The sequence below is a fragment of the Acuticoccus kandeliae genome (genome assembly GCF_003073115.1).
Genome location: NZ_QBBV01000003.1, coordinates 176113 through 200445 on the forward strand (window position 1 = coordinate 176113; position 24333 = coordinate 200445).

A 24333-nucleotide genomic window follows, 5' to 3' on the forward strand; every position below is an offset into this window, starting at 1 on the left:
TCAGGCCTCGTCGGTCGCCGGAACCTCTGGGCCGCCGGCGGCCTTCTTCCGGGCGCGCATCCGGCGCCAAAGCGGCGTCATCAGCGTGATCAGGATCAGCGCGACGAGGATCCAGGAGATCGGGCTCGCGACGAGATAGGTCGCGTCGCCGCGCGAGATCAGCAGCGCCCGGCGCAGCGATTCTTCGGCCATCGGGCCGAGGATCACGGCGAGGACGGCCGGCGCGGTCGGGATCGACAGGCGCTCCATCAGGAAGCCGAGGAGACCGAAGCCGAGCATGAGCCACACCTCGAAGATCGAGTTGTGGACCGCGTAGACGCCGACGGTGGTGAGGGCGAGGATCATCGGGCCGAGGAGGCGCGGCGGCAGGCGCAGCACGTTGATGAAGGCCCGCGCCCCGACCTTGCCGATGATGTACATGAGGCCCGCGGTGACGAGCATCGTCAGCATGAAGCCGTAGACGGTGTCGGCGTTGTCGCGGAAAAGCTCCGGCCCCGGACGCAGCCCGTGGACGAGGAGCGCGCCGAGGATGACGGCCGCGACCGCGTTGCCCGGAACGCCGAGCGTCAGCGCGGGGATGAGCGTCGCGCCGGTGTCGGCGTTGTTCGCGCACTCGGGGGCGGCGAGGCCCTCGGGCATGCCCTTGCCGTAGTTCGGCTTGTCCTTCTCGGGCGTCGCGCGGCGCTGCTCGTTCCAGGCGAGGATCGCGGCGATGTTGCCGCCGAGCGCCGGGATGAGGCCGACGACGAGGCCGATGATCGACGAGCGGATCCAGGTCGGGATCAGCGAGGACCAGCGGAACTTCTCGCGCTTTGAGCCGAGCTCCAGCTCGCCCTTGGCGACCGGGTTGCCGCCGAGCATCAGGTCGATCGCCGGCGGGATGGCGTAGAGGCCGGTGAGGAGGACGACGATGTCGATGCCGCTGAGGAGGTCGAGCTGGCCGAAGGCGAAGCGCTCCGTGCCGGTGAGGCCGTCGATGCCGACCATGCCGAGGACGAGGCCGAGACAGGCGCTGAGGAAGCCCTTGGCCGGGTTGTCGGCAAGGAGCACCGAGATGGTGGTGAGGCCGAAGAGGGCGAGCCAGAAATAGTCCGCCGGGCTGAACTTCAGCGCGACCGCCGCGAGGGGCGGGGCGAGGAAGAGGAGCGCGAGGGCGCTGACGGCGCTGCCGAGCGAGGACGACACCAGCGAGATGTCGAGCGCGAGGCGGGCCCTGCCTTGCTTGGCCATCTCGTGTCCATCGAACACGGTGGCGATGCCGGCGGGCGTGCCGGGGATGCGCAGGAGAATCGCGGGGATCGAGCCGCCATACATCGCGCCATTATAGATGCCGGCGATCATGCCGAGCGCGACCAGCGGGGACATGGAGAAGGTGAGCGGGATGAGCACGGCGATGCCCATCGTGGCCGAAAGGCCGGGCAGCGCGCCGACCGCGATGCCGACGGCCGTGCCCACGATCATGGCGAGGATGACGCTCGGATCGAGAAGCTGCGGCGCGGCGGAGAGAATGGGGCCGAAAAGATCCATCGTCAGGCTCCGATAAGGCTCAGAATCGTCTCTTGGGGCAGCGGCACGGACAGAAGGAGCCGGAAGACCGCGTAGAGGACGACGCAGAAGCCGATGGTCGTCAGCACGATGGCGACGATGTTGTGATAGCCGATGGCGAGCGAGAGCACCGGCACCATGACGATGGTCGAGGTGAAGTAGCCGAAATGGGAGACGCCGAAGACATAGGCGGCGGCCACGGCCACGATGACGAAGAAGCGGGCGACCTTGACCGGGGACACGGTGAGCGTGCCGCTGGTGCCGCGGGAGAGGGCGATCGCGGACTGGGCCATCCAGGCGAGGCCGAGGGCCGCGGCGATCGCGGTGACGGCGATGGGCATGTAGGACGAGGCGCCGCGATAGCTCGACGCTTCGAAGATGCCGGCGATGGCGACGGCCGTCGCGATCAGCCCGGCGAAGAGTTCGATGACGCCCTTCGGCATCGGTTCCTCCCGACAGAGACGACGTTGGAGAAGACTTCGGGGCCGGACGGATCCGGCCCCGAAAAAGGGACTATTCCTTGATCCAGGGCTCTTCTTCCCAGAGCGTCTTCAGCGTGCCGTCGAGCGCCTCGAGGTGCGTGCGGAACGCCTGGCTGTCCAGGAAGGAGAGGGCGAGGTCCTGCTTCTTGGCCGCTTCCTGGAACTCGGGGTTCTGGATCGCGCGGCCGACCGCGTCGGACAGGGCCTTCTGCACGTCGTCCGGGGTGCCGGCCGGCGCGGCGATGCCACGATCCGAGCCCATGATCACGTCGAAGCCCTGCTCCTTGAAGGTCGGGACCTCGGAGGCGCCTTCCCAGCGCTCTTCGGCCATCTGGCCGAGGATGACGAGCGTGCCCTCGTTGGAGTCGGCGATGGTCTCGCTGATGTTCATCGAGGCCATCATGATGTGACCGCCGAGGACCGCGGCGCGCACGTCGACATTGCCGGAGAAGGGGATGTGCTCGAGCTGGACGCCGGTCAGGCGCTCGAAGCGCAGGGCGGCGAGGTGGTCGTCCGAGCCGATACCGGTCGTGCCGTAGGTGACCTCACCCGGATGCTCCTTCGCGTAGGCGACGAGTTCTTCGAGGTTGCTGATCCCGGCATCGGGCCGCACGCTGAACGCGCCCGGATCGTAGACGATGTCGGCGATGGGGGCGAAGCTGTCGAGCGTGTAGCGCGCCTGGCGCGAGATCGGGATCGACAGAAGGTTCGGCGTGTTGATGAACCCGATCGTGTAGCCGTCCGGCTTTGCCTGGGCGAGCGCGGTGAAACCGATTTCACCGCCGGCGCCGGGACGGTTCAGAACCGTGATCGTCGCGCCGCCGAGCTCTTTCTCGATGTACGGAACGAGCGTGCGGGCGGCGATGTCGGTGCCGCCGCCGGCCGTGTAGGCGACGATCATCGTGATCGGACGCTCCGGATACTGCGCGAAAGCCGGGGCGATACCGACCGAAGTCGCCAGCAGAAGGCTGGCGAGGGCCAGAGTCTTTTTCATGGATCCTCCCGTTCGGAATGGCGTCCACATCGGGTCCATACCCGACCGCTTTGGACACGAACGCTGTACAGGATGCGTCCCGACTGGGTAAAGGGGGTGTGACTCTATTCGAAGGCTCGGATCAGTATCGGGCTGAAATAAGGCCGATTTTTTTGGCGTTGGACGTTTGGGGATCCCGCGCTTGCCATCGGTCGCGTTTTGTGATCCTGGCATCTTTGTATTTTTTATGTACCTCGTTTGCGGTTGCGGACCCGGCAGCGTCTGCGAGACCACGGCCCGGTTCGCCGGGCCGGTCCGCACGGCCTCGGCGCAGGGGCGCCGGTCGCACGGCACGGGGTACGCTCCGGAGTGTCGCGATGACTGAACCCCGCCGTCCCGTCGTCTTCGTGCTGGACGACATTCACCCGGCCGCTCTCGAGCACCTCGCCGCGAACGCGGACCTGCGCCGGCCCGCCGACAGCGCGAACTGGCGCGAGGAGGCGGAGGGTCTCATCGTCCGCTCGACCCGTGTGACGGGCGACGATATCCGTGCCGCCAAGCGGCTGAAGGTCGTCGGCAAGCACGGGGCCGGCATCGACAACATCGATTCGACGGCGGCGGCGGAATGCGGTGTGGCCGTACGCCACACCCCCGGCGTCAACGCGCCCTCGGTCGCCGACCTCGCCGTCGGCATGGCGCTAGCCCTCCTGCGCAATCTCGCGCGTCACACCGACGCGCTGCGGCAGGGGACGCGCCTCTCCGGCCCCGAGAAGACGGGCTACGAGCTCGGCGAGCTGACCGCCGGCATCGTCGGCGTCGGCGCGATCGGCAGCCTCGTCGCGAAGCGCCTCGTCGGCGGCTTCGACGCCAAGGTGGTCGGCTACGACCCCTATCTCGAAAACTGGCCGGCCGGGGTGACGCCCGTCCCGACGCTCGACGCGCTGATCGAGGCGGCCGACATCATCTTCCTGCACGTCCCCTTGAATGACGAGACGCGGAATATGTTCGACGCGGCGGCGCTCGCGCGGATGAAGCCGGGATCGTATCTCGTCAATTGCGCGCGCGGCGGTATCGTCGACGAGGCGGCGCTCGCGGACGCGCTGCGCTCCGGCCATATCCGCGGCTCCGCGTCGGACGTGTTCGTGAGCGAGCCCAAGTTCGAGAGCCCGCTCCTCGAGATCGACGGCTTCATCGCGACGCCCCATGCCGGCGCGCAGACCGAAGCCAGCCTGCGCCGCGTCGGCATCGCCATCGCGGACAAAGTGTTGAACTGCCTGACGGAGCCGGCCCCCGCCGGCGCCGTCGCCGAGGTCGCCAAGGGAGGACCACAATGACGATCGGATTCCGGGTTCTGAAGCGCAAGCGCGCCGTTTCCAGCGAGATCGTGAAGCGCTTCGCGGCGCTGCCCGTCGCGAATGTGAGCGACTCGATGTGGCGCATGACCGCGGGCGGCGCCCGGCTCACCCCGTACCACAAGCCGGGCGTGCGCCTCGCGGGCCCCGCGCTGACGGTGAAGACGCGCCCCGGCGACAATCTGATGGTCCACAAGGCGATCGACATCGCCCAGCCGGGCGACGTCATCGTCGTCGATGCCGGCGGTGACCTCACCAACTCGATCCTCGGCGACATCATGACGACGATGTCGATCAAGAAGGGCATCGCCGGCTTCGTCGTGAACGGCGCCATTCGCGACGCCTACGAGATCTACGAGAGCGGCCTGCCGATGTTCGCCGCCGGCGTCTCCCACCGCGGCCCCTACAAGGACGGTCCGGGCGAGATCAACGTGACGGTCGCGATCGACGGCATGGTCATCGAGCCGGGCGACCTCATCATCGGCGACGGGGACGGTATCCTGTGCGTGCCGTACGACCATCTGGAGACGGTGCTCGCCGCGGGTGAGGCCAAGCTCGCCGCCGAGAAGCGCGAGTTCGCGCACATCGAGGCCGGCACCATGGACCGCGCCTGGGTGGACAAGACGCTCGCCGCCAAGAATTGCGAGATCGAGGAATGAGCGAGGCGGCCCCGGTTCCGGCCGATCCGGCGACCGGCGGCCGCGCCGCGGCGTCGGATCCGGGCGTCGAGAAGCGTGCCGCGAGCCGGGCCCCGCGCCGGCTGCGGAACTGCTTCAACCTCGAGGAGTTCGAGGCCGTCGCGCGGCGTCATCTGCCGCGCGGCGTGTTCGGCTACGTGGCCGGGGCGGCCGATTCCTGGACCGCGTTCGCCGACAACCGCTCCGACTTCGGCGCGATCAAGATGATCCCCCGCGTCCTCGGCGGGCACGCGACGCGCGACCAGTCGAAGACGCTGTTCGGCGTGCGCTACAGGCACCCGTTCGGCATCGCGCCGATGGGGCTCAGCGCCCTCGCCGCCTATGACGGCGACGTCACGCTCGCCAAGGGCGCCGCCGCGCTCGGCATCCCGGCGGTGATGAGCGCCACCTCCCTCACCAGCCTGGAGCGGGTGGCGAAGGAGGGGCCGAGCCGCTGGTACCAGGGCTACCTGCCGGGCGACGACGAGCGCATCGCCGCCATGGTCGATCGCGTCGCCGCGGCCGGCTACGACGTGCTGGTGATGACCGCGGACGTGCCGGTCGCCGGCAACCGCGAGGACAGCAAGCGCGACAAGTTCGGCGCGCCGCTGAAGCCGAGCCTCGACGTTGCCCTCCAGGGCCTCGTCCGTCCGGCGTGGCTGTGGGAGACCATGGTGCGCACGCTGCGCGTCCACGGCATGCCGCACTTCGAGAACAACGACGTGATGCGCGGCCCGCCGATCATCGCGAAGGACGTCGTGCGCTCCTTCGCGGGCCGGGCGAGCCTCTCCTGGCGTCATGCCGAGATCGTGCGCGAGCGCTTCAAGGGCAAGCTCGTCATCAAGGGCGTGATCGCGCCCGAGGATGCGGCGCGCGCCCGCGAGATCGGCGCGGACGGGATCGTCGTGTCGAACCATGGCGGCCGCCAGCTCGATTCCTCGATCTCCTCCATCGCCGCGCTGCCGGCGGTGAAGGCGGCGTCGGGGGACATGGCGGTGATGCTGGACAGCGGCGTCCGGCGCGGGTCGGACGTGTTGAAGGCGCTCGCCCTCGGCGCGGACTTCGTGTTCGTCGGCCGGCCGTTCCTGTTCGCGGCGGCCGTCTCCGGCGTTCCGGGCGTCGAATACGCGGCGGACCTTCTTGCCGCCGAGATCGACCGCGACATGGCGATGCTCGGCCTCGGCTCGCTGGACGAGCTCACCGAAGCGGTGCTCGCCGAGCCCTGGCGCCCGTCGCGCCTCGCGCCCCCGGCGCTCTAAGGCGGCTCTCGCCCTGCCGGGACCGGCAGGGCGGGGCGCCCCTCTCCACGACTGTCCCGCCGGCGAACCCGTCAGGCGCTGGGGTCGATGATCCTCGCCGGATCGCCCCCATCGATATAAAGCCGCCCCTCGGGCCGCAGCGCGACGGCAAGCCGCGCGAGCGCGCGTCGCCCCGCCTCGGGATGGCGCCCGTCGAACGCGCCGACGCGCATGGCGAAGGCGAGATCGAACGGCGCCTCGCCCGCCTCCAACACGAAATCCTCCGCCGCCACGTCTCGGAACGACACAAGCCCGGCCTCGATCTCGGCGCGCGACCCGCCCCGCGCGAGGGCGACCGCCTTCGCCGACCGGTCGATCGCGACGACATGCCCGTCCCCGATCCGCCCCGCGACCATCCGCGCCGCCACCCCCGGCCCGCACCCAATCTCGAGCACGCGCATTCCGGGCGCGAGGGGGAGGGCTTCGATGAACGCGGCGATCCGCTGGTAGGCGGCGGTCATGCGGCGGGGGCCGCAGGAGCACGGCGCGGGGGCATGGTTGTGGGGCGCTGCTGGCCGAGGCGGGAGACTGAATTCATCATGCCGATGCCAGCCTCTACATCACTTCGATGTTGAACCATTTCGCTGGGTCGAATGGCGTTCCGGCGGCGATGTACGCCTCGATGTCGGGGAGGACGCTGAGCGCCATCGACGTGCTCACAAGGAGGCGACGAAGGATCCACGCTCCTTCCACCCCGATCAGACGAAAGTAGTCGGCGACCGCGCCGTTCGCTTCACCGAAGTGAGCCACTACGAATTCCATGTTCGCGTCCAGCTCGCCCGGGTCGCGTACGAGCGTTTTCCAGCCAGACGGAGTCTCGTCGGTATGGAACTGCAAAAAGCACTCGTCGTGCATTCTCTGTAAAATCAGTGAGTTGGACTGAAATCGAACGGAGAAATAATGAATTTCGCCCGAAATATTTTCTTCGCAAAGTAGGCGCTTGGCAAAGTTCAGTGCCTCAGAGGCGCTTTCATAACGTGTTATCTCGGGTAGGGCCCAGAGGCCGGAAACAAAGCAACCTGTTATTGCGTCGTTCGTCATGATCGCGGTTCACCCAATCGGGCGCGATGGGAGGGCGAGCCGACCACCGTGACGCCCGTTGCCGCAAAATATTTGATCGGCTCCGTCGCTGCAAATGCAGACGGGCGCACAACCGTGTCCTCCCGGCGATCCGCGCGCCCGGCGCTGTCATGCGCCGGGGGCCGTCGCGAAGTCGCGGCGCATGAAGGCGCGGGCGGGGGAGGGGCGGTTGGTCACGTGGAAGCCGGCGCGGGTGAACATGCGCTCGAAGCCGACCTGGTTCTCGGCGCTCTGCCGCTTGCCGTCGGCGAAAGGGAAGGCCTCGACCGCGCGGGCGCCGTGCGCTTCGGCGAGCGCTGTCGCGGCCGCCACGAGGCGCTGGGCGAGGCCGCGCTTGCGGTGGTCGCGCCCGACGACGAGGCACGGAATCAGCCACACCGTGTCGTCCTCGGCGGGGTCGCGGCGGCCGTAGGTCGGGGTGTTGAGCGCGCGGGCGTAGCGTGCGCGCGGGCCGGTCGCGCACCAGCCGACCGCCGCTCCGTCCACCATCGCGACGAGCCCCATCGGGTCTCGCGACGCGGCGGCGATTGCGGAGAAGGTCTCCCGGTTGTCCCCGTTCCGCTTGCCTTCCCGGTAGGCGCGGATGGACCCGATATACCAGACGCACCAGCACCCCTCCGCCGCGCGCAGCGAATCGAGGAGACCCCCGAGCGCTTCCATGTCGGCGGGGGTGAAGGGGCGGATCTCGATGGTGTCGGTGGATGTCATGCGGCGCCTCCCTGACGCTCTTCTTCTCGCCCCGCCTCCGCCCGAACATGCGCCTCCATCCAGGCGACGGCGAACGGCACAATGGCGGCGGCCGGGACGAGGAGGGACGGGGCGCGGCCGATGTGGGCCTCGCGCGCAGCGCCGCCGCCGGCGACATAGTCTGCCACGATCCGGGCGAACGCGTCCTGCGGCAAGGCGGGGGTGACGGGGTCGGACGTGTCGAATTCCTCGATCATCCGCCAGATGCGGGTCGCGCCGGAGAGGAGTGGCACCTCGATCCGCTTCACGCGCTTGTCCGGCAGGGCGGCGAGGTGCTCGGCGTGGTGGAGGAGGGTCATCGTGTCGGTGGGGGCGCCGAGCATCAGCACCTTCGCGCCGGACGCGACGAGGCGGGCGAAGGGCGTGCCCGGCCCATAGCCATAGTCGAGCGGGTGGTCGCGGGTGAGGCGGTCGGCCTCGGCGCCGAGCGCGGTGACCGATGCGCCCGGATTGCCGCTTCGCCGCGCGCCGGGCGTCGTGCGGACAAGCTCGGCGAAGGCGCCGTTGTCGCGCGCGGCGCGGGAGCGCGCGGGGTCGAAGGGCGGGATCTCGTCGCGCCAGCGGGCGGGGACGCGGCCGCCGGCGTCGGCGAGCCGCTCATAGTCCGCCTCCCAGTCGGTGTAGGCGAGGATCGTCCCCGCGGGGCCGACGGCGTCGCGGAGCGCGTCGATCAGGCTGTCGGGGCCGCCGAGGATCGGGCCGACGCGCCGCAGCGCCGCGTGGATCATCACGATGTCGCCCGCCGCGAGGCCGATCCGTGCGAGGTCGGCGCGCAGTGTGGATCGCGTCGCCCATGGCGCGTCGGTGGTGATGGCCCGTCCTCCCGCTCACTCGCCCGAAGATGGCGATCGGGGGCGCGCTTGCCCATCGCCGCGGCCGCGCCGAGCGGCGGGTTGCCCGGATGCGCGGTCTCGCGGCGGGATGCATGGATGCGACTGCTCGCCGCACGCCCCGCGCGGCGGTCATGGCGGCGGGGCGATCCCCGCTAGGGTGGGGTGCGTGCGCGGATCCGTGCGCGTGCCGCGTGGACGGTCAGCCTCGCGACTTGCATGCAATCTTGCCCAAATTTTGAGCCTGACCGCGGCCGCCTCTTGACGCTCGCGCCGATTTGCATGCAAAAAATGGCAAGAACAGTGTCTCGGGTGCGCACGACCGTGTCGTCGCGATTCGAGGCCGACGGACGTGACCAAACGACCGCAACAAGCGCCCGCCAGCAACGAGCGGGCCGACCGTCTGGGAGGACGAACATCGTGCCGAAGCACATCACGAATCTGTCGCGCCGCCACTTCGTCGCGCTCGCGGGCGCCACGTCGGCCGCCGTCGTCGCCCGGCCGCGCCTCGGCCGCGCCGCCGTCACGCTGAAGCTGACCCACCCGGCGGACACCAGCCACCCGGTCCACACCGAGACGGTGAAGATGGTCGAGCGCATCGCCGACCGGACCGACGGCGAGGTCGCGATCACGATCTTCCCGAACAACGCGCTCGGCTCTCCGACCGAGACTGCGCAGCAGACGCGCGCCGGTGCGGTCGACATGATCATCCTCAACCCGGCCAACATCGAGGCGCTGTCGCGCACGGTCGGCGTCGTCAACATCCCCTACCAGTTCGACAGCTACGAGCACGCCCACAAGACGCTCGACGACACCGGGCGCGACTGGATGGCCGCGCAGCTCGCGACGGCCGGCTTCACCTGGGTCGCGAACTATGAGTGGGGCTTCCGCAGCCTCTCCAACAGCCGCCGTCCGGTGAACACGCCCGCCGACATCGAGGGCCTGAAGCTGCGCGTGCCGCCCGAACTCGCGATCAAGCTCGCCTTCGAGGCGCTCGGCGCGATCACGCAGACGATCGCCTTCCAGGAGGTCTATCTCGCCCTCGCCAACAAGACGGTGGACGGGCAGGACAATCCGGTCGGCACCACCTTCGCCGCGAAATTCTACGAGGTGCAGAGCAACATCGCCCTCACCAAGCACATCTACTCGACGGTCATGCTCGCCTCGAACCCGCGCGCCTGGGAGCGCCTCACCGACGACCAGCGCGCGGTGATCTCCGAGGAGTCGATGGCGGCCGGCAACGCGGCGCGCGCGCAGGTGGTCCAGCGGGAAGAGGACTATCTCGCGAAGATGGAAGAGTCGGGCGTCGCCGTCACCCGGCCGGACGTCGCGCCCTTCCGCGAGCAGATGACCCCCGCCTACGAGCAGCTGAAGAGCACGATCGGCGAAGAGGCCTGGAACACCTGGCAGGGCTTCGTCGAGGCCGCGAAGACGAGCTGATCGCGCACTGAAAGGGTCCGGGCGCCCGCGACCGGCGCCCGGCGACCCTGCGAGACCGGTCGCCCTGTTCCTCCTCGGAGTGCTCCCGACGCCATGTTCATGGTCATCCTCCTCGTGGCGTTGTGCGCCCTGATCCTCATCGGCACGCCGATCGCGATCGCGCTCGGCATCATCGCCGTCGGGACCATGTGGTACGTGAGCGGGCCGGACCTCCTCTTCATCTTCATCCAGCGCCTCTATGCGGGGACGACCTCGTTCCCGCTGCTGGCGATCCCCTTCTTCATCGTCGCCGGCAACCTGATGAACACCGGCGGCATCACCGTGCGCATCTTCGCCGCCGCGCAGCTCTTCGTCGGCCGCATCCGCGGCGGCCTCGCCCATGTGAACGTCGTCGCGAGCGTGCTCTTCGCCGGCATGTCCGGCTCGGCGGTGGCGGACGCGGCGGGCCTCGGCATCATCGAGGTGAAGGCGATGCGGCAGGCGGGCTATACGGGCCGCCTCGCCGCCACGGTCACCGTCGTCTCCTCCACCATCGGCCCGATCATGCCGCCGAGCATCCCGCTCGTGATCTATGGCAGCCTCGCCAACGTCTCGATCGGGGCGCTCTTCCTCGCCGGCATCCTGCCCGGCGCGATGATGGCGATCGCGCTGATGATCGTGATCGCGATCGTCGCCCACCGCCGCAAGCTGCCGATCATGGAGGAGCGGCCGGCGGGACCGGAGGCGCGGCGCGTCTTCTTCAACGCCGCCCCCGCGATGCTGACGCCGGTGCTCATCATCGGCGGCATCCTCGGCGGCTTCGCGACGCCGACCGAGGCGGCCGTGCTCGCGACCGCCTACGCGCTGATCCTCGGCACGCTCGTCTATCGCGAGCTTCGCCTGCGCGACATTCCCGACATCCTGTGGCTCTCGGCCCGGCAGACGGTGCAGGTGATGTTCATCATCGCCGCCGCCGCGCCGTTCGGCTGGGTGCTGATCCAGCAGCAGATCCCGAACGCCGTCATCGAGTCGCTCTTCCAGATCACGAGCGAACCCTGGGGCATCCTGCTCCTCGTGAACATCGTCCTCCTGGTGCTCGGCATGTTCATCGAGGGCGTCGCGATCATCATCATCGCCTTCCCGATCCTCCTGCCGGTGATGCTGCAGATCGGCGTCGACCCGGTCCATTTCGGCATCATCATGGTGCTGAATTTGATGATCGGTCTCGTCACCCCGCCGGTGGGCCTGTGCCTCTTCGCCGTGTCGGAGGTGAGCCGTGTGCCGGTCGGCGAGATCGTGCGCGAGATGTGGCCCTACGTGCTCGCCCTCCTCGCGGTCCTGATGCTCGTCACCTTCGTGCCGCAGACGGTGCTCTTCCTGCCTGAACTCTTCGGATATGGAGCCGGCCGATGATGTCCGTCCTGAAGGGGGCCGACTGGCTCGTCGCGCGGATCTGCAAGTGGGGCGTCATCACCGCCCTGGTGCTGCTCTTCGTCCTGCTCCTCGCCGGCGTCATCACCCGCGCGCTGCCGTTCGTCTCGATCACCGGCTATGACGAGATCGTCGAGCTTCTGGTCGCCTGGCTCACCTTCATGGGCGCGGTCGCGCTCTGGCGCGAGGGCGCGCTCTACAACGTGACGCTCATCCTCGTGGCGGTGTCGCGCCCGGTGCGCATCGCGCTCGAGATCCTCATCCGCATCCTGATGCTCGCCTTCGCGCTGGTGCTCCTCGTGAAGGGCTACGAGTTCGCCGCCGGGTCCGGGGAGACGACCCCCTTCCTGCGCTTCGACAAGGCCTACTGGTACGCGAGCATCCCCGTCGCCGGTGCGCTGATGGTGGTCTACAGCATCGCCGGCCTCGTGCTCGCGGCGATGGGCCGGTTCGACCCGGCCGAGCCTTCGGGCGGCCTCCTCGGCTGACGGCCGCCTTCCACACAACCGACAGTCTGGGACAAGTTCATGGGCAAGCGATTGGCCGGCAAGGCCGCGATCATCACGGGTGGCGGCGGCGGCATCGGCGGCGCGACGGGCGCGGTCTTCTGCGAGGAGGGGGGCAAGGTGCTCCTCGTCGACCCCGACGCGGCGGGCCTCGAACGCGCCGTCGCGATCGTGCGCGAAAGCGTGCCGGACGCGGCGGTCGAGACGCTCGTCGCCGACGTGTCGCAGGAGGCCGAGTGCGCGCGGACCGTGGCGGCCGCGAAGGCGGCGTTCGGCTCGCTCGACGTGCTCGTGAACTGCGCCGGGATCCGCTCCTACGAGCCGCTCGCCGAGGCGAAGGCGGAGACGTGGCAGCGCATCCTGGAGGTGAACCTCCTCAGCTATGCCTACATGGTGAAGGCGGCGCTGCCGGATCTGCGCAAGTCCGGGAAGGGCTCGATCGTCAACGTCTCCTCGACGTTCGGCGTGTCCGGCCGCGCGGGCATGGGCCAGTATGATGCGACCAAGGCCGGCATCAACGCGATGACGCGCACGCTCGCCTTCGAGGAGATCGCGCACGGCGTCCGGGTGAACTCGATCTGCCCCGGCCCGATCCTGACGCCCTTCCACGTCCGCCGCGCCGAGGCGGCCGGCCGGACCGAGACGGACCTGCGCAACGAGGACAACGACATGTGCCTGATGCGGCGCTGGGCCGACCCGCGCGAGGTCGCCTACCCGATCCTCTGGCTCGCCTCGGACGAGGGGTCCTACATCACCGGGACGATCCTCATGGTCGACGGTGGTCGCCCCTTCATGTGAGCGCCGCTCAGGCGGGCGCGGTGATCCGCGCCTCTCCGAAGAAGTGGCGGTCCTGCCGCTGGCGCAGCGAGAAGAGCTCCGACGTCTCGTCGATCTCGATGTCGCCGATGCGGACCGGCTCGCCCTTCTTCACCGCGCGCTTCAGCCGCCGGTTCGAGGCGAGATAGAACGGGGCCGGCGTCTCGTCGGTGAGGGCTGCCGCCGGGATCATGCGCGCCGATGCGCCTTCCACCACATGATGATGCCCGCCCATGTCGAGCACATGTCCGGCGGGGAGGTCGATATCGGCCATCATCACGAGGTCGGCGTGGTGGGACGGGTGGCGCGCGCCGCTCGACATGCCGTGGATCTTCGCGTCGAGGATGCTGGTCGCGGCTTCGAGGCCGAGGAGATGGCGCGGCAGATAGAGCGCGGCCGTCGACCCGGAGCGGCTGACGATGTGGCCCTTGTCGCGCAGGAGACGCCACGTGCCCTCATCGGTGCAGCGCACGACCACGAAGACGCCGCCGGCGAAGCTCACCTCGGTCGGGGCGCGCAGGCAATGGAACACGTCGAGGCTGCGCGGCTTGCCCATGAGCCCGCCATCCTCGCTCTCCAGCGCGAAGATCGTCGCGAGCTCGTCGATCCGCGCGATGGGGGCGTGGAAGTCGGAGCGGTCGGGGAGGAAGCCGGTCGCGTTGGCGACGACGGTCATCTCGCACAGGTCCGGCACGAGGCGCTGCTGGAGCGCGGCGGCGCCGGCGGAGCGGGCCGCGACGATCTCGGCGCAGTCGCGGTCGCCGAGATAGGCGAGGGCGCCGAAGCCCGGAACCGGGATCTCGCGCCCGTTGCTGGTGATCGTCTCGCGCGCGCTGTCGAGGACGAAATCATACTCGCTCGACTTGCCGGCGGCGATGATGTCGAAGCCCAGCGTCTCGGCCCAGGTGATGAGGCCGATCGCGAGGCTCGGCTGGTCGCCGTCGACCGGGGTCGAGACGATGCCGCGTGCCGCCGCCATCGCCGAGAGGCCCGGCCCGATGACGCTGTCGACCTCCTTCGAGACCATCGCGACATGGCAGCCGGCCTCGATCGCGAGGCGTGCGTGGCGGGCGCCCGCCTCCGGGTGGCCGGTCGCCTCCACGACCACGTCGATCGGCAGGTCCAGCACCACGGCAAGGTCGGAGACGGCGAGATAGTCGCCCGCGTTCCAGGCGGCGCGCGCCTCGGCGGCGGTGGTGCAGATCTTCACCCGGTTCGCCGGAATGCCGACGGCGACGAGCGAGGCGGCCGCCGCCTCGGCCTTGAGGTCCACCGCGATGCGCGTCTCGAGCAGTGCCATCCGCTCGCTCTGGGCGATGAAGCTCCGCCCGAAATCGCCAGCCCCGACGATGCACGTCACCACGGGCGCCGCGTCGGCATAGAAGGCGTGGAAATTCATGGCTGCTGCAACTCCATGCAATCGGACCTGCAATCCGCAGGATCGCGCCACCCTAACGTGTTTTTGGGGGCTGTGGGGCGAGAGTTGCATGCAAAATGCCGTATTTGTCAACTCGCTTGCCGGTGGTTTCGGCCTTTAGTATAGGATTTGCATGCAACATCTTGCGAGCACATTGGACGATGACGGTGCGGAGAATGGCGGGTTCGACCGCCGCCGCGGCCGCCGCTCGCTCTACGCGGCGCAGTGCATCCGCGACATGATCGTCTCGGGCGAGCTCCCCGCGGGCGACCGCATCCCCGAGCGCGTCATCACCGAACGGCTCGACATCTCGCGCACCCCGCTGCGCGAGGCGCTGAAGATCCTGGAGGCCGAGGGGCTCGTCCGGATCTCACCCAACCGCGGCGCGATGGTGGTGCAGCTCTCGCTGTCCGACGTCGAGGCGGTGATCGAGATGCTGATCGGGATGGAGCTGCACGCGGCCGAGCTCGCCTGCCAGCGCGGCACGGACGAGGAGATCGCCGAGGCCGAGCGGCTCCACCACGAGATGGTCGCCGCGTTCGAGCGGCGGGACCTCCTCGGCTATTTCAACGTCAACCAGCTCATCCACCTGCAGATCTTCTTGTGCGCGCACAACGACGCGCTGGTCCGCGTCTACCGGGCCGAGAGCGCGCGCATCCGGCGCTACCGGTTCGCGAGCAACCGCGAGCCGAGCCGGTGGGCGCGCGCGGTGCTGGAGCACGAGATGATCCTCGACGCGTTGAAGCGGCGCGAGGGGGCGATCCTGCGCGAGCTCCTGCGGGCGCACCATTGGAGCGGGTGGAAGGCGACGCGGAAGGTGCTGGAGCCCTCGCTGCCCTGACGCGGCCCCTCAGGCGCGGTTGACGGCCGAGTCGGCGAGGTCGACCCCGCCATATTCCTCGATCTCGATCTCACGCTGCTCCTCCATGAAGCGGTCGAACTCTGCGCGTGAGATGCGCTGGCGGACCGCGACGACGAACACCGCGAGCGCGAGCACCGCCGCGAGGATCGAGTCGAGCGGATGGGGGATCAGCTCCATCCCGCCGCCATAGCCGCCGAGGACCGACAGGATCGAGAGACCCACGATATAGGGGAAGAACCAGAGCGCGCTCTTCGGCGAGAGATCCTCCTTGCCGACGACGGCGAGCCGCGCCGCGAAGAGGGCGAGGCCGAGCGCGATGAGGACGAGAAGGCGCCAGAGCGTGTCCCATCCCGACCAGTAGATCATCAGGGTCGCGACGACGAAGCCGATCCCGGCGATCACCCGCACCATCGGGATGCGGAAGGAGCGGGGCACGTCCGGCGCGAGCGCGCGCAGCGAGACGACGACCACCGGGGCGGCGATGAAGGAGAGCACGATCGCCGCGCCGTTGAGGGCGACGATCTCGCCGAACGGCATCGTGAGGAAGAGCACGACGGCGACGACATAATTGAGGAGGAGCGCCTCCATCGGCACGCCGAACGCGTTCAGCCGCGCGAAGATCGCCGGGAAGACGCCGTTGTTGGCGATCGCCATCGCGAGGCGGCCATTGGAGCCGACCGCGACCAGCGCGCCGCCCACCGGCGAGATCACCGCCGCGACGTTCATCATGCTGACGAGCCACAGGATGCCGAGCGCCGCCGCCAGCGCACCGAGCGGCCCGACATCGTGCGTCGAGCCGATGCCGGCCCAGCCGTTGGCGAGTTCCTCCGCGCTCAGCCCGCCAATATAGGCGACCTGGATGCCGCCATAGACGACGAGGCAGATGATGACGGCGAGGACGAGGGCGAGCGGAATCGTGCGCTGCGGGTCGCGCGTCTCCCCCGCCATGTCGATCGCGTGGCGGAAGCCGATGAAGGCGAAGGCGACGCCGCCCGAGGCGACCGCCGCGAAGATGCCGGTGATGCCGTAGGGGGCGAATCCGCCGTGCGCGGTGTAGTTGGCCGGCTCGAAGCGGGAGAGGATCACGACCACCACGAACACCAGCGGGATGATCAGCTTGAACCAGGTCAGCGTCGTGTTGACCTTGGTGAACCAGGCAACGCCGAAGGCATTGATGAGCGTGAAGAGGAAGAGAAGGATGCAGGCGAAGATGTTGCCCGCGAGCGTCAGCTCCCCCGCCGCCCCGGTGTGCAGAAACGGCACGTAGGCCGAGGCGTAGCGCAGCGCTGCCTCCACCTCGATCGGCGCGGTGGTGCAGTAGCCCGCCCACGCGCTCCAGCCGAGGATCATCGCGAGAAGCCGGCCGTGGCTGAATTGCGGGATGCGCGCGATGCCGCCCGCGACGGGGAACATCGCGGTGATCTCGGCGAAGGCCAGGGCGAGGAGGAGCATCGCGACGGCGCCGATGCCCCAGGCGACGATGGCGGCGGGGCCGGCGAGCTGGCTGGCGAGGAGTGGGGCGAAGAGCCAGCCCGATCCGAGGACACCGCCCACGGCGACGAAGGTGAGCCCGACGAGGCCGATTTCACGCCGCATCGCCATAGCGATTCCTTTTTTGCCGAGTCTTTGACAAAGACTAGAAAGGGAACCGCAATCCAACAACGCGCGAGTGAGGGCGTCGGCGGATTGCCCCCAGGGTTGTGACGCTGGCCGCGTTCAGGCGGGCTCGTGCTGCCGGAATGTCTCCATCTGCGCGGCGAGCGCCGTCGCGAAGGAGGGCCGCGCGAGGCAGCGCTTCAGATAGGCGGCAAGGTTCGGGAACTCGGCGAGGATCGGATCCTCCTCGAGGCCGCGCAGCACCGTCGCCATCACGATGTCGGCGACGCCGAACCGGCCGGTGAGCCATTCGCGCGTGCCGAGCGCGTTTGAGAGCGAGGTGAGGCGGAGCCGCACGAGCCGCTCCGCGTGCGGGCGCCATCCGTCGACCCAGGCTTCGCCCGCGTAGAAGATCGGCGGCAGGATGAGATTGTCGATCTTCGGCTCGATCGAGTTGAGCGCGGCGAAGACCCAGGCCTCCGTCTGCGCCGCCTCCTGCGCGTCGCGCGGGGCGAGCGCCTCGGCTTTGCGGGCGATGTGGAGGAGGATCGCCCCGCTCTCGAACAGGATCACGTCGTCGTCCCGGAAAGCGGGGACCTGGCCGAAGGGCTGCCAGGCGCGATAGTCCGCGCTGTTGCCGTCCCCGTCCGCGAGGGCGCGCACATTGTAGGGGAGCCCGGCCTCGGCGAGCGCCCAGCGGACGCGCATGTCCTTCACATAGCCCTGCGCGAAGGGCGGCACCCAGGCGAAGGCGCTGATCTCGATGGTCATCCTTGTCCTCCCGATCCTTGTTGGGGACACATTGACATCGATATAAGTTGATATCAACCTTATCGGCATGATTCGTCCGGACCTGCCGCTTTCCGTGACGCACGAGGTGCGTGATCGGTGCCTCTGCCTCCTGACGCAGCGCGCCGCCCGCGCGCTCGCACGGCGGTTCGACGAAGCGCTCCGCCCGCTCGGTCTGACGAACGGTCAATTCTCGCTGCTGACGGCGCTGAACCGGCCCGAGCCGCCGAGGATCGCCGACCTCGCCCCCTTCCTCGCGATGGACAGGACGACGCTGACGGCCGCGCTGAAGCCGCTGGAGCGGCGCGGGCTGCTCATGGTGATGGCGGACGCGAAGGACCGGCGCGCAAAGCGCCTGGCGCTCACCGATGCGGGGCGGGATCTGTTGGTGGAGGCGGTGCCGATCTGGCGGGCGACGCATGACGAACTCGACGCCGAGATCGCGGGGCCCGAGCCGGAGCGGCTGCGCGCGGATCTGCGTGCGCTCGCCTGAGGCCCACCCGCGCACGGGTGGGCCGTCGCTTTTGCGGCGTCAGATCGTGTCGCCCGTCGCCGGCATCAGATAAAGGAGAAGAAGTCGAAACCGGCGGTGAATTGCGTGTCGACCTTGAAGTCGCTCTCCTCGACGTCCGCGTAGCGGAGCCCGACGACGATGATCGTGCCCGCCCCATCGACATCGTCGAGGTCGTTGTCCGCGTTCCCCTTGATCAGCGACAGGTCGATCACGAGCCACCCGAGCGCCGAGGCGCTGAGGGCGGGCTGGATGTGATCGGCGAACGAATAGACCGGGATGTTCGGATCGGGGATGAGCGGATTGTTGTTCATGAAGGCCGACAGGTCGATGACGTCGACGCCCTTCTCGAAGCCGATGATCCGGTCGCGTCCCGTCTCGATCACACCGTCGCCGACGATCGGACCGGAGGAAGTGTCGAAGCCCGCCAGCGTGACGTCGCCGCCGAGGACGAGGAACCGGTCGCTGCCCTCGCCGCCGAGCATCGTGTCGTTGCCGAGGCCCGTGACGATGACGTCGTTGCCGTCGCCGCCGGAGACGAAGTCGCGTCCGGCGCCGCCATCGAGGATATCGTCGCCCGCCTCGCCGAAGATCTTGTCGTTGCCCTGGAGGCCGTAGACGAGGTCGCCGTCTTCGCCGCCATAGACGCGGTCGCGACCGGCCCCGGCGATGATGATGTCGCTGCCCTCGTCGCCATGAAGCGTGTCGTTCATCATGCCGAGGAGACCGCGCACCGCCGCCGACGCCTCGGTGAGGTTCGCGAGCAGCTCCTGCAGCGTCGGGCCATCGCCCTCCGGAAGCTCGAGATTCTGCATGAGCTGCGGGTCGCTGAAGGTCTCGGACAGCGATCCGAAGAGGTCGCCGACGGGACCGTCGAGCAGGCCGTCGCCGACGATGAAGTCCGTCCCCTCGCCGCCATGGATGCTGTCGCGCCCTTTGCCGCCGATCAGGAAGTCTTCGTTTTCGTCGCCATAGAGGCTGTCATTGCCACGGCCGCCGAGGACGAGATCGTCACCCGCCCCGCCATGAACCTCGTCGCGGCCGCCGCGTACGCCGAGGCCCCAGAAGTCGGACAGGATCGTGTCGTCTTCGGCGCCGGCATGGATGATGTCGATCTCGGCGCCGCCGAGGATCAGGTCCTCGAGCGCACCGCCTTCGAGCTGGTTGGTGCGATTGGCGCGACCGAGGACCGTCTCGCCATTATAGCCGAAGAAGAACTCCAGGAGCCCTTCGGCCGGACTCGCGAACGGTGTCGCGGTGCCGATGATAAACGCGTTCGGATCGCTCTGATCGGTGAGGAATTCGTGCGTCACCGGGTCGATCGCGACCGGCACGAACTTGCGCAGGCCGCCGGCCAGCGGCCCGAACATCATCGGCCCGCCATTCACCGGATCCTGCACGACCTCGAGGATCGGGGTGTTATCAAGGTCGGTATCGTGCGTGAGGCGCAGGAGATGGGCGGTCGTCGCGCTGGAATCGCCGATATAGAGAACGTCGTCGATGACCGTGAGCTGCCAGACATAGGGCGCCGCACCGTCCGCATATTCCGGCGGGCCGGGATTGTCGCTGAAGCCGGCGGTGGTCACGACCTCCCATTGCGGCGTCCAGTCGGCGCCGGACGGGAGCTCCGCACGGTAGAGGCTCGCCCCGCCCGTGTAGTTCACGCTGCCGACATAGAGATAGCCGTCATAGGTGATGATCTGCATCACCCCCTGATCGTCCGACGCCGTCGTGGGCGACTCGGACGGGTCGAGCGGCGTCACGTCGTTGATCTCGCCCTCCGGCGTGATCTCGTAGAGCTTGTAGGGGAACCAGGTGCCGACGAGGAGGCGACCGTCCGCGGCCTGGTAGGTCTCGGAGATGGCGGTCGCGAAGGGGATGTCCGCGCCGTCCGAATCCATCGTGTCGCCGTCGAACGAGATCAGCGGATCCGGCCACCAGCTGTCGGTCTCGCCGTCCCAGACCCAGAGCTCGGCGCCATTGGTCGAGTTTTCGGTGCCGACGACCAGGACTTCCTTGCCGTCGATCACCGCGGTCTCGAGCGAGCGGATCGAGCCGGTCTCCGGGTCGCCGAGCGGGCCGCCCGACAGCGCCGCGTAGTTCGTCCCGTCGGTTGTGTAGATGATCTTCGCCGGATTATCGCCGGCGGCGACGATGTTGTAGATGAGCTGGGTGGATGTCGGGATGAAGAGCTTCCCGTCATAGACGACCGCGTCGCGGAAGCCGAGATCGTCATCGTCGACGCCGCCGGACTCGCTGATATTGAAGACCTGCTGCCAGCTTCCACCGTCCGCGGAATCGTACTCCCAGATCTCCGGCCCATCGCCCTGAAGGACGTTCGGATAATCCTGGGCGAGAAGTTCGCGAAGGCTCGTCGGGTCGTTGAAGAGGAGCTGGAAGATATCGCCGCTGCCGGTCTCGCCGAGGCCCGCGAAACGGACGGTGGCCGCGATGCCGCCGGTGAAGTCGCCCTGGGCGTTCAGCGTGCCGACATAGAGACGGGGCGGGGTGGTTTCGTCACCGTCATGGTCGAATAGGGCCGATCCCCATGTGTACTTGTTGTGGGGGTCACCGAAACCGCGACCGGTCTCGGCAGTCAGGTCGATAAACTGATCTTCGGCCGGCGTGGCGCCAGGAATATACAACCACACGGTTGTACCGAGCGCGTCAATCTCGTCCATCTTCGCCATCCAATGTGTCGATAAAATGTGCAGGGATTTCAAAATCCGTAGCACAAATAACAACGCATCGAAATACATTGAATGCTATGGGATCGCTTGCGAAACGGAGAAGATCCCTATAGCTCCGTTCGACGCGCCCCTAGACTGTATCACCGATCGGGCGAACTGCCCAATTCGCGTGCATTTTGTCAGGATTCCTTGGACCTCGGCGTCGAGGGCCGTACCTCGACCGCCGCGCGACCGATGCCACGCGTCGGCGGGTCGGCACAGCGAATGACTCTTTTCCCGATGAAGGCGACCGTTCAGGGATTAAGTTCCGCCGAGCGCCAATCACAATGTTGTATTAATCTAACACAATCTCGTGACGTCGCTTGATTTGACGTGCCCCTCGGTCGCCGTTCAGGACAATCGGCCGTTGCGCCGGGCGGCTTCCTTCTGCGGGCAGGGGATCGTGCTGCGGAAGCCGGCGGAGACGAAGGCGACGAGCTCGCAGATGGTCGCCTCGTCGTCGTCCGTGTCGCAGAGGCCGCCGGAGAGCCGCTTCAGGCGCTGGGTCGACTGGTCGGCGTCGGTGAGGACGTGGATCGCCGCGCCGATCGCGAAATTGTAGCGCCAGTAGGCCTCGGCTCGGCTGATATCGAGCCCGCATTGCATGATGGCGTCCACGAACTCGTGCGCGACCGGATCGACGCGCTCCACGAACACCCGCGTCGTCTCCTCCGTCGGGAGGGCGCGCACGTGGAGGAGGAGGCGGATCAGCGAGCGGCCGCCCCGCTTGTCGCGGCTGAGCTCGACCATGGGGCGGATCAGCGCCTCGACCACGTCTTCGAGCCGCAATTCCCCCTCGGGCGTCGCCTGACGCAGCGAGACGAGGCGCTCGTGCCTTGCCTGCACGAAGGGGGTGATCCGCCGGTCGAGAAGCTCCTGGATCAGCTCGGTCTTGGAGTCGAAATAATAGTTCACGGCGGCGATGTTGACGCCGGCCTCCTCGGTGATCTCGCGGAGCGTCGCCTGCTCGAAGCCGCGCCCGGCGAAGATCGTCTCGGCCGCCTCGAGGATCAGCCGCTTCGGTTTCGGTTCCCCTTTGGTCTGGGACGCGCGTCGCTTGCCCCGTCCGCCGGGCGCGCGCGGCGTCTCGTTCTCGCGGGTCTCCATCACGTCTCCCTCGGTCGCCGGAAACGGGCCAGCTCGTTCTTTTCGCACGACGCATTTCGGATCAAATGAAAATCCTGCAAGGGGCGCAATCTCTCGTTACGTGTCCGGCACCGATGTTCGCTGCAAGGTTCGACCGAGTAAATGCCCAAGCCAGCCGCCGTGCGCGCCGCGCAACCCCATGACATTCCAGCGATTGCCGCCCTCGTCCTCGCCGATGCCGCACGCCGCGAGCGGGCGAATTCCGCCCTGTGGCCGATGGCGGTCGACGCGCGCCGGACGGTCGAGGCGGCCATCGCCGATGCGCTCGCCGGCGCGCGGCCGGGCGTGCGCGAGGCGTGGCTCGTCGCGGAGGCGGGCGGCCGGCTCGCCGGCACGGTCCACACGCTGCGCCTGCCGGTGCCGCCGATCTATGCCGGGGCGTGGGGCGATCCGGGCCTCATCATGCCCGAATGCCTCGCGACGGCCGACGCGCCGGAGGGGACGCTCGACGCGCTGGTCGCGGCAGCGGAGGCGGATCTGCGTGAGGCGGGCGCGCGCCTCCTCCTCGCGACGCGCATCGACGGCAACCGGACGGGGCCGTGCCTCGCCGCCCGCCACTATGCGCCGCTGACGCTCTATCTCGCGAAGGACGACTTCGCGATGGCGACACCCGCGCCGGTGCGTGCGGCGGAGGCGCGAGACATTGCCGGGATCGTCCGCCTCAGCGCGATCCACCGGGCGCGGCTCGCGGCGATCGACGCCTTCTGGACCCCGCACCCCGAGGCGGACGCCCGCTTCGCGTCCTGGATGGAGAAGAGCCGCACCCTCGCGGACCGGGACATGCTCGTCGCGGGCCCGGCCGGGGCGCTCGACGGGTACGCGATCGCGCAGCCCGCCTCGCGCCTCCATTTTCCGCCCGCCCATGCGCTCGCCGGCATCGGCGTCATTGATGATTTCTTCCACCGCGACTTCGCGGATCTCGACCGCCTGGACGCCGACGCACGCGGCGCAACGGCACTCCTGCGGGCGGCCGAGGGCGCGTTCGCGGCGCGCGGGACAGCGGCGGCGATCGTCGTCTGCCCGGCCGGGTGGGGCGCGAAGGTGCGCGTGCTGGAGGGCGCGGGCTATCGGACCGCGATCACCTGGCTGATCAAGCGCTGACCGAGCCCTGCGGCAGGTCGTAGGCGAGGCGGAAGCCCATGTGGGTCGAGGCGTTGTCGGGGGCGTTGCCGGTCCGCGCGGCGATCCGATAGCGCCAGCAATAGGAAGCGTGGCAGAGGAAGGAGCCGCCCTTCAGGAGCTTCGCGTCGCTCGCCGCCAGCGCCTTGCCGCGCTGGCGCGCCGCCTTCTTCAGCGAGCGCACGCGGAACGGGTCGCGCGACCACTCCCACACATTCCCCGCCATGTGGTGGAGGCCGTACCCGTTCGGCGCGAAGCTGCCGACGGGCGCGGTCTCGCGGTGGCCGTCCTTCGCGAGATTGGTTTCCGGGAAGCGGCCCTGCCAGATGTTGCAGGGGAAGAAGCTCTCGTCGTCGGGGTCCTGGTCGCCCCAGGGATAGCGCGGATTGGCGAGGCCGCCGCGCGCGGCGTGCTCCCATTCGGCCTCGTTCGGCAGCCGCGCGCCCGCCCATCGCACGAAGGCCTGAGCGTCGTTCCACGAGATGTGGACGACCGGATGGTCCTCCCGCCCCTCGATGGACGAGTCCGGCCCTTCCGGGTTCGACCAGCGCGCGCCCTGGATCGCGATCCACCACGGGGCGTCCGGGTTGCGCTTGCCGCGCACGCCCCCCGGCTTCAGCGAGCCGGAGAAGACGAACGACCAGCCATAGGTCTCCGCCTCGGTGACGTATCCGGTGGCGCGCTGGAAGTGGGCGAAGTCGGCGTTGCTGACGGCGAAGGGGTCGATCGCGAAGGGGGCGATGGTGACGGTGCGCGGCGGCCCCTCGCCATCCGCCTTGATGAGCGGCTGTGTCGTGCCGACCGTGACGCTGCCGCCGGGGATCGTGACCGCGCGCGCCCGCATCGCCGCGATCGCGGCCTCGGTGGATGTGGCGTCGGCCGGGACGGCGGGCGCGGCTTGTGTCGCCGGCGATCCGGCCGGCGCGGCACGGTCGCCCGCATCGGGGACGCAGCAGCCCTTCTTCTCGGCCATCTCCGGAGCGCTCATCGCCGTGCCTCTCTTCCTCC

The 24333-nt window shown here is 68.8% G+C and carries 22 protein-coding genes and 1 pseudogene; 10 read left to right on the forward strand and 13 right to left on the reverse strand.

The genetic code is table 11. The features are described 5' to 3' along the window. From DBV35_RS20055 to DBV35_RS20065, 3 genes are all read right to left on the reverse strand, one after another. Positions 1-1527: a tripartite tricarboxylate transporter permease gene (locus DBV35_RS20055; protein ID WP_108662162.1), complete on the reverse strand. Its 1527-nt coding sequence runs from the start codon at positions 1525-1527 to the stop codon at positions 1-3. A gap of 2 nt (positions 1528-1529) precedes the next feature. Continuing rightward, the gene (locus tag DBV35_RS20060) at positions 1530-1988 is read right to left on the reverse strand and encodes a tripartite tricarboxylate transporter TctB family protein (protein WP_108662163.1); all 459 of its coding nucleotides are present in this window, start codon (positions 1986-1988) and stop codon (positions 1530-1532) included. A gap of 70 nt (positions 1989-2058) precedes the next feature. Next, positions 2059-3021 (reverse strand): tripartite tricarboxylate transporter substrate binding protein, encoded by a 963-nt coding sequence (locus DBV35_RS20065; protein ID WP_108662164.1) that lies wholly within the window; start codon positions 3019-3021, stop codon positions 2059-2061. A 356-nt stretch (positions 3022-3377) separates the two neighbouring features. Here DBV35_RS20065 and DBV35_RS20070 point away from each other — a divergent pair, with 356 nt between their 5' ends. The 3 genes from DBV35_RS20070 to DBV35_RS20080 are packed head-to-tail and all read left to right on the forward strand — an operon-like array spanning position 3378 to position 6288. Next, positions 3378-4334 carry a hydroxyacid dehydrogenase gene (locus tag DBV35_RS20070; protein ID WP_157961869.1) on the forward strand — a complete coding sequence of 319 codons (957 nt, stop codon included), beginning with the start codon at positions 3378-3380 and terminating at the stop codon, positions 4332-4334. Next, on the forward strand, positions 4331-5011 hold the full coding sequence (locus tag DBV35_RS20075) for an RraA family protein (RefSeq protein WP_108662166.1): 681 nt from the start codon (positions 4331-4333) through the stop codon (positions 5009-5011). The genes DBV35_RS20070 and DBV35_RS20075 overlap by 4 nt, the downstream gene beginning before the upstream one ends. Next, the gene (locus DBV35_RS20080; protein ID WP_108662167.1) at positions 5008-6288 is read left to right on the forward strand and encodes an alpha-hydroxy acid oxidase; all 1281 of its coding nucleotides are present in this window, start codon (positions 5008-5010) and stop codon (positions 6286-6288) included. Before DBV35_RS20075 ends, DBV35_RS20080 begins: the two co-directional genes overlap by 4 nt. Positions 6289-6359: 71 nt before the next feature. Here the strand turns inward: DBV35_RS20080 and DBV35_RS20085 are convergent. The 4 genes and pseudogenes from DBV35_RS20085 to aac(3) all read right to left on the reverse strand — a co-directional run. Next, positions 6360-6800, reverse strand: a pseudogene (locus DBV35_RS20085) (SAM-dependent methyltransferase); the annotation flags it as partial. A gap of 82 nt (positions 6801-6882) precedes the next feature. Further along, complete coding sequence (locus DBV35_RS30315; protein WP_157961870.1) at positions 6883-7368, reverse strand: hypothetical protein; 486 nt, start codon at positions 7366-7368, stop codon at positions 6883-6885. 147 nt (positions 7369-7515) lie between these two features. Then, on the reverse strand, positions 7516-8115 hold the full coding sequence (locus tag DBV35_RS20095; protein WP_108662170.1) for a GNAT family N-acetyltransferase: 600 nt from the start codon (positions 8113-8115) through the stop codon (positions 7516-7518). Continuing rightward, the gene (gene aac(3), locus DBV35_RS20100) at positions 8112-8966 is read right to left on the reverse strand and encodes an aminoglycoside 3-N-acetyltransferase (RefSeq protein WP_108662171.1); all 855 of its coding nucleotides are present in this window, start codon (positions 8964-8966) and stop codon (positions 8112-8114) included. The genes DBV35_RS20095 and aac(3) overlap by 4 nt, the downstream gene beginning before the upstream one ends. Positions 8967-9404: 438 nt before the next feature. On the opposite strand from aac(3), the gene DBV35_RS20105 reads away from it, so the two are divergent. From DBV35_RS20105 to DBV35_RS20120, 4 genes are all read left to right on the forward strand, one after another. Further along, on the forward strand, positions 9405-10424 hold the full coding sequence (locus DBV35_RS20105; protein ID WP_157961871.1) for a TRAP transporter substrate-binding protein: 1020 nt from the start codon (positions 9405-9407) through the stop codon (positions 10422-10424). Between the two features lie 93 nt (positions 10425-10517). Next, positions 10518-11816, forward strand: a complete 1299-nt coding sequence (locus DBV35_RS20110) for a TRAP transporter large permease (protein WP_108662173.1) — start codon at positions 10518-10520, stop codon at positions 11814-11816. Next, positions 11813-12322: a TRAP transporter small permease gene (locus DBV35_RS20115; RefSeq protein ID WP_108662174.1), complete on the forward strand. Its 510-nt coding sequence runs from the start codon at positions 11813-11815 to the stop codon at positions 12320-12322. The genes DBV35_RS20110 and DBV35_RS20115 overlap by 4 nt, the downstream gene beginning before the upstream one ends. Positions 12323-12361: 39 nt before the next feature. Next, on the forward strand, positions 12362-13138 hold the full coding sequence (locus tag DBV35_RS20120) for an SDR family NAD(P)-dependent oxidoreductase (RefSeq protein ID WP_108662175.1): 777 nt from the start codon (positions 12362-12364) through the stop codon (positions 13136-13138). A gap of 7 nt (positions 13139-13145) precedes the next feature. Here the strand turns inward: DBV35_RS20120 and DBV35_RS20125 are convergent, their stop codons facing one another. Then, the gene (locus tag DBV35_RS20125; protein ID WP_108662176.1) at positions 13146-14555 is read right to left on the reverse strand and encodes an NAD(P)H-dependent oxidoreductase; all 1410 of its coding nucleotides are present in this window, start codon (positions 14553-14555) and stop codon (positions 13146-13148) included. A gap of 151 nt (positions 14556-14706) precedes the next feature. Here DBV35_RS20125 and DBV35_RS20130 point away from each other — a divergent pair, with 151 nt between their 5' ends. Continuing rightward, positions 14707-15414, forward strand: a complete 708-nt coding sequence (locus DBV35_RS20130) for a GntR family transcriptional regulator (protein ID WP_108662177.1) — start codon at positions 14707-14709, stop codon at positions 15412-15414. Between the two features lie 9 nt (positions 15415-15423). On the opposite strand, the gene DBV35_RS20135 is transcribed toward DBV35_RS20130, so the two are convergent. Both DBV35_RS20135 and DBV35_RS20140 read right to left on the reverse strand, forming a co-directional pair. Then, positions 15424-17031 carry an APC family permease gene (locus DBV35_RS20135; protein WP_211100013.1) on the reverse strand — a complete coding sequence of 536 codons (1608 nt, stop codon included), beginning with the start codon at positions 17029-17031 and terminating at the stop codon, positions 15424-15426. A gap of 120 nt (positions 17032-17151) precedes the next feature. Further along, positions 17152-17802, reverse strand: a complete 651-nt coding sequence (locus DBV35_RS20140; RefSeq protein WP_108662179.1) for a glutathione S-transferase family protein — start codon at positions 17800-17802, stop codon at positions 17152-17154. Positions 17803-17869: 67 nt separating this feature from the next. Here DBV35_RS20140 and DBV35_RS20145 point away from each other — a divergent pair, with 67 nt between their 5' ends. Further along, entirely contained in the window at positions 17870-18313 is a 444-nt protein-coding gene (locus tag DBV35_RS20145; protein ID WP_108662180.1) for a MarR family winged helix-turn-helix transcriptional regulator, read from the forward strand. 65 nt (positions 18314-18378) lie between these two features. On the opposite strand, the gene DBV35_RS20150 is transcribed toward DBV35_RS20145, so the two are convergent. Both DBV35_RS20150 and DBV35_RS20155 read right to left on the reverse strand, forming a co-directional pair. Next, positions 18379-21012, reverse strand: coding sequence for a calcium-binding protein (locus DBV35_RS20150; RefSeq protein WP_170134997.1), 2634 nt, complete (start codon positions 21010-21012; stop codon positions 18379-18381). Positions 21013-21411: 399 nt separating this feature from the next. After that, positions 21412-22167: a TetR/AcrR family transcriptional regulator gene (locus tag DBV35_RS20155; protein WP_108662182.1), complete on the reverse strand. Its 756-nt coding sequence runs from the start codon at positions 22165-22167 to the stop codon at positions 21412-21414. 141 nt (positions 22168-22308) lie between these two features. Between DBV35_RS20155 and DBV35_RS20160 the strand changes: the two genes are divergently transcribed. Continuing rightward, complete coding sequence (locus DBV35_RS20160) at positions 22309-23307, forward strand: hypothetical protein (RefSeq protein ID WP_108662183.1); 999 nt, start codon at positions 22309-22311, stop codon at positions 23305-23307. Here the strand turns inward: DBV35_RS20160 and DBV35_RS20165 are convergent. Next, on the reverse strand, positions 23297-24313 hold the full coding sequence (locus DBV35_RS20165) for a formylglycine-generating enzyme family protein (RefSeq protein ID WP_108662184.1): 1017 nt from the start codon (positions 24311-24313) through the stop codon (positions 23297-23299). The genes DBV35_RS20160 and DBV35_RS20165 overlap by 11 nt on opposite strands. Positions 24314-24333 lie beyond the last annotated feature (20 nt).

Coding starts and splice junctions, on each gene's coding strand:
- DBV35_RS20055 (WP_108662162.1), bottom strand. CDS start 1,527: ATGGATCTTTTCGGCCCCATTCTCTCCGCCGCGCCGCAGCTTCTCGAT.
- DBV35_RS20060 (WP_108662163.1), bottom strand. CDS start 1,988: ATGCCGAAGGGCGTCATCGAACTCTTCGCCGGGCTGATCGCGACGGCC.
- DBV35_RS20065 (WP_108662164.1), bottom strand. CDS start 3,021: ATGAAAAAGACTCTGGCCCTCGCCAGCCTTCTGCTGGCGACTTCGGTC.
- DBV35_RS20070 (WP_157961869.1), top strand. CDS start 3,378: ATGACTGAACCCCGCCGTCCCGTCGTCTTCGTGCTGGACGACATTCAC.
- DBV35_RS20075 (WP_108662166.1), top strand. CDS start 4,331: ATGACGATCGGATTCCGGGTTCTGAAGCGCAAGCGCGCCGTTTCCAGC.
- DBV35_RS20080 (WP_108662167.1), top strand. CDS start 5,008: ATGAGCGAGGCGGCCCCGGTTCCGGCCGATCCGGCGACCGGCGGCCGC.
- DBV35_RS30315 (WP_157961870.1), bottom strand. CDS start 7,368: ATGACGAACGACGCAATAACAGGTTGCTTTGTTTCCGGCCTCTGGGCC.
- DBV35_RS20095 (WP_108662170.1), bottom strand. CDS start 8,115: ATGACATCCACCGACACCATCGAGATCCGCCCCTTCACCCCCGCCGAC.
- DBV35_RS20110 (WP_108662173.1), top strand. CDS start 10,518: ATGTTCATGGTCATCCTCCTCGTGGCGTTGTGCGCCCTGATCCTCATC.
- DBV35_RS20115 (WP_108662174.1), top strand. CDS start 11,813: ATGATGTCCGTCCTGAAGGGGGCCGACTGGCTCGTCGCGCGGATCTGC.
- DBV35_RS20120 (WP_108662175.1), top strand. CDS start 12,362: ATGGGCAAGCGATTGGCCGGCAAGGCCGCGATCATCACGGGTGGCGGC.
- DBV35_RS20125 (WP_108662176.1), bottom strand. CDS start 14,555: ATGAATTTCCACGCCTTCTATGCCGACGCGGCGCCCGTGGTGACGTGC.
- DBV35_RS20130 (WP_108662177.1), top strand. CDS start 14,707: ATGCAACATCTTGCGAGCACATTGGACGATGACGGTGCGGAGAATGGC.
- DBV35_RS20135 (WP_211100013.1), bottom strand. CDS start 17,031: ATGCGGCGTGAAATCGGCCTCGTCGGGCTCACCTTCGTCGCCGTGGGC.
- DBV35_RS20140 (WP_108662179.1), bottom strand. CDS start 17,802: ATGACCATCGAGATCAGCGCCTTCGCCTGGGTGCCGCCCTTCGCGCAG.
- DBV35_RS20145 (WP_108662180.1), top strand. CDS start 17,870: ATGATTCGTCCGGACCTGCCGCTTTCCGTGACGCACGAGGTGCGTGAT.
- DBV35_RS20150 (WP_170134997.1), bottom strand. CDS start 21,012: ATGGACGAGATTGACGCGCTCGGTACAACCGTGTGGTTGTATATTCCT.
- DBV35_RS20155 (WP_108662182.1), bottom strand. CDS start 22,167: ATGGAGACCCGCGAGAACGAGACGCCGCGCGCGCCCGGCGGACGGGGC.
- DBV35_RS20160 (WP_108662183.1), top strand. CDS start 22,309: ATGCCCAAGCCAGCCGCCGTGCGCGCCGCGCAACCCCATGACATTCCA.
- DBV35_RS20165 (WP_108662184.1), bottom strand. CDS start 24,313: ATGAGCGCTCCGGAGATGGCCGAGAAGAAGGGCTGCTGCGTCCCCGAT.